Annotated in this window: 5 protein-coding genes; 2 read left to right on the top strand and 3 right to left on the bottom strand. The window is 66.8% G+C overall.

Features of this window, described 5'->3' with window-relative positions; translation table 11 throughout:
- On the bottom strand, positions 1-228 hold a 228-nt coding region (locus tag LQV45_RS20430), incomplete at its 3' end, for a hypothetical protein (protein ID WP_230008583.1).
- Positions 229-422: 194 nt separating this feature from the next.
- Here LQV45_RS20430 and LQV45_RS20425 point away from each other — a divergent pair.
- Positions 423-1,457: a response regulator transcription factor gene (locus LQV45_RS20425; RefSeq protein WP_230008582.1), complete on the top strand. Its 1,035-nt coding sequence runs from the start codon at positions 423-425 to the stop codon at positions 1,455-1,457.
- Here the strand turns inward: LQV45_RS20425 and LQV45_RS20420 are convergent.
- On the bottom strand, positions 1,454-2,116 hold the full coding sequence (locus tag LQV45_RS20420; RefSeq protein ID WP_230008581.1) for a signal peptidase I: 663 nt from the start codon (positions 2,114-2,116) through the stop codon (positions 1,454-1,456). The two genes, LQV45_RS20425 and LQV45_RS20420, sit on opposite strands and share 4 nt — an antisense overlap.
- Positions 2,117-2,208: 92 nt before the next feature.
- Positions 2,209-2,820, bottom strand: a complete 612-nt coding sequence (locus tag LQV45_RS20415; RefSeq protein WP_230008580.1) for a TasA family protein — start codon at positions 2,818-2,820, stop codon at positions 2,209-2,211.
- A 188-nt stretch (positions 2,821-3,008) separates the two neighbouring features.
- Between LQV45_RS20415 and LQV45_RS20410 the strand changes: the two genes are divergently transcribed.
- Positions 3,009-3,736 (top strand): SDR family oxidoreductase (locus LQV45_RS20410; protein WP_230008579.1); only part of this gene is annotated, 728 nt, incomplete at its 3' end.

The raw sequence follows: 3,736 nt of genomic DNA, 5'->3' as shown, positions 1-3,736 counted from the left end.
GGTGCATACCAGCGTGCCGCCGATGGATGCCGGCGCAGGGACCGTATAGGTGCCCACGTTCAGGGCGGCAGTGGTTCGAGCCGTGAACGCCCCGTAGGCCAGCCCGGGAGCCCCCAGCACCAATGCCACAGCCAGAGGGACGGCCAGCAGCCCAGCCCGATGAGCCAACCCCGCGGACCGGACCTGCAGGGATGCCGCAGAGTGCTTGGCGAGGTTCACTGATGGCACTTTCTCTCCGGGCCGTTGATCGTTGCCTCAACTCTGACAGCCGAGCCTCAACACCGTGCCGGGTTGAACTTCAACTTTTGCTCAAGAAAACCTGTTAGCCTGAATCCCACTGTTACACCTGTGGCTTGTGTCACACTCCGTGACGCATGGGGTGGTTGCTACTCACGGGTCAATTGGTCTTAGAAGCTGGGGTTATGTTGGATTCACCGGGTCAGCTCCGCGCTGTGGTTGTAGAGGGCGACGACGACGTGCGACTCCTCATCTGCCGAACACTTCAGTTGCAGGGCTTCGCCGTCTTTGAGGCCGGTTCCGGAGCCGAAGGCCTCCTGAAGATCCAGGAACACCGCCCGGACCTTGTCACGCTGGAGCTGGAGCTTCCGGATTTGGACGGCGTGGAGGTCTGCCGCCGGCTGCGCAAATTCTCCGATGCCTACGTCGTCATGATCACGGCCCGGTCGGACGAGATCGACGAGGTGATGGGACTGGAGATTGGTGCGGATGATTTCATTCGGAAGCCGTTCAGCCCGCGCTCGGTTCAGGCCCGGGTGACGGCAGTGATGCGGCGGCACCGGCCCACCGCGCAACGCCCCACGCCGCGGCGCCGTGCAACGGATTTCATGCCGGCCGCTCTCACAGCGCCCGCTCCCGGGGACTCAGCGCACCGCGACTCAGCGCACCGCGACTCAGCATCCGGTACACCCGGGGCGCCCGGTGCCCCTGGGGCGCCTCCCCGCCGTCGTGCGAGCGACGTCGGCGCCGTCCCCCCGGTCTCCTTGCCGGCCAGCGCCGCCGCGCCCGCGGCGTCCGGGGAGCAGTCGCCCGAGTCCGCCGCACCCATAGGTTCCGGCATCCGGCACACAGATGCCCACGGCGTCCTCCGGCACGGGCCGCTGGTTGTCGAGGCCGAGGGCCGGGTGGCGTCCCTCCATGGTGTCGAACTGGAATTGACGCGCACCGAATTTGACCTCCTGGAGGCCCTGGCCGGGGCACCGCGTCGTGTGTGGACCCGGAAGGCCCTGTTGACCCAGGTCTGGGGCAACGAATGGCCCAGGGAGGAGCACCTCGTGGAGGTGCACGTCGGCAACCTGCGCAAGAAACTTGGCGACAGTGGCCGCGAACCGCGGTTCATCCGCACGGTGCGCGGCGTTGGCTACCGCATGGCGCCGGTGGAAGCAGCGGCCAATCCCGCCGGCCTGCGCGGAATCCAGGACCACGCCTCCGCCGGTTAGCGCGGCTTCCGCCAGATCGCCGTCAGCACGACGACGACGAACAGGGCAGAGGCGCCGTAGAGGAGGACCGACTGGGCAAGCGGCTCACGCAGCGCCCTGATGCCGTGGCCCAGATACGGCACGACTCCGGCCTGCGTGTAGACGTAGTCCTCGGACAACAACGCAGTCCAAGGGTCTGGTCCGGCGTTCGCGTCGCCCTTGGTGGTCACCGACGTCGCGCCGGCATCGTCGCGCTTGATGCTCGCCACCCGGTGGGTTTCAATCCGGTGATCGTCAATGGGGATGCTGTAGGTGATGACGTCGCCGACCTTCAGCTCGGAGACCGGCGTCTTCACGCTGACGACGACGTCCCCCGGGTTGATCCCCGGCGACATGCTCCCCGTGAGCATAGTGGACGTCTGATAGTTCAGGAAGCGCGGCCCGACGGCGAGGAAGAGAAATACTAAGGCAGCGGCGACGAGGAGGACCGTGAGCACAGCACTCCCGGCGGCACCTACCGCCTTGGACAACAGGCGCCCCCGGGCGGGCGGCACCGGTTGGGCCCGGCGTCGTGCACGGCTGGATACGGAATGGTCCTGGACTGGACTCTCCTGCACGGTGCCATCTGCTGAGGGGAGATCGGTGGAGTCCCTGGAATCTGCGGTGATTGCTGCGCTCACGGGACGGTACCTCCTGCCGGCGTTGCTGGTACAGGTAAAACCGGGGGCTCAGTACGGCCGAGACCAGGCCGCACTGTGCCCCCGAGCATGGCCTACTTGGCGCCTGCCTGGCGGAAGGTGGCATCGAAACTGAACTTGATGGAGCTGTTCTTGCCCTGGAAGGTGTTGTCCGCCGCGGCCGGAACAGACATGGTGACGCGAAGGAAGTCGGTGTTGCCTGCAGTCAGGGACTTCAGCGTGTTCGGCAGCGGATTGACCCCGACCACCCGGCGAAGAGGCAGGACAGTGGTAGGCGCACCGGCCGAGCACGTGTAGGTGAAGGACGGGGACGCCCCGGCTTCAGTCCACGCGACAGGACAGCTCTCAATTTGCAGCTGCAGACCGTTCGTGGCGTCGGTGTCCAGAATGGACGACGTCGTGGCGGTGGTGGTGAGGGTAAGCCCGGTCAGGTTCTGGTCGCCATTGTTGACCAGGGTAACCGCGCGCTGCATGGAGTCGCCCGGAATGGTTCCTGTCGCCGCCACGTTGAGCCGGTCGTTGGTGCCACCGGCCAAGTTCACGGTGGCGGAATTGACCGCTGCGGAAGCCGACGTGCTGGCGGTGAAGCCACCGTAGGTACCCATCCCGGCCACGCCGGCGGCCGCGGCGAGGAGTGCTGCGGACGCAAGGACCTTGCTGGAGGTGGAATTGAGGTTGAGACCCATCAGAGTTCCGTTTCGTGGGGCCGGCCTTGGCTGGCCGGGCGACGTATGTAGCATCCGCCAGCCCCCTGGCTGACCCTTACAACGATGCCCGGCCCAGTTCAAGGCAAGGCTTCAGCGGACGACAAGATCAGTTCAAGATTTTCTCAAGCCTGTCCGTGGCGCTTCCCGAAGGCTGGCAGACTGGCTTCATGACTATTCTGCTGGCCGGTTGCGGCGATCTTGGCACCGAGGCCGGGCTGCGTTTCGCGGCGGCTGGCCACCGCGTGGTGGGGTGGCGCCGCTCGCCGGAGAAACTCCCGACCGCCATCGAGGGAGTCGCCGCTGACCTGGGCTCCGCTGAGCTGCCGCCCATCCCGGCGGACACCACCGCCGTCGTCGTCGCGATTGCCGCGGATTCCCCGACCGAGGAGGCGTACCGTGCCGCCTACGTGGACGGGCTGTCGAACGTCCTGGACGCGGTCCTCGCCTCCGGGGCAAACGTCCGCAGGGTCCTGTTTGTGTCCTCGACCGCCGTCTACGGAGATGCCGGCGGCGGCTGGATTGATGAACGCACGACGCCGGAACCCGGCGGGTTCTCGGGCCGCATCATCCGCGAAGCAGAGGAACTCCTCCACAGCCGCCTGCGCGGCACCGGCATCACCCCCGTAGTGCTGCGGCTCGGCGGAATCTACGGCCCCGGCCGGACGCGATTGATCGACCAGGTGCGCGGCGGAACCGCGGTCATTCCTGCTGCTTCGCGTTTCACCAACCGGATCCACCGCGACGACGCCGCCGCCGCGATCGTCCATCTGTGCACCATGGGCACGGTTCCGGCGGCGGTCTATCTGGGCGTGGACAATGAACCGGCCGAACTCGGCGACGTGCTGGAATTCCTGGCCGCGGAACTGGGACTCCCTCGGCCTGCGTCGGAGTCCAC

The sequence above is a fragment of the Microbacterium sp. Bi128 genome (genome assembly GCF_918698205.1).
Note: the sequence above shows the minus strand (reverse complement) of the source record. Positions and strands in the feature narration are given on the sequence as shown.

Bases quoted from the DNA above. Each gene is read 5' to 3' on its own strand.
- LQV45_RS20425 (WP_230008582.1), top strand. From the start codon at position 423: ATGTTGGATTCACCGGGTCAGCTCCGCGCTGTGGTTGTAGAGGGCGAC.
- LQV45_RS20415 (WP_230008580.1), bottom strand. From the start codon at position 2,820: ATGGGTCTCAACCTCAATTCCACCTCCAGCAAGGTCCTTGCGTCCGCA.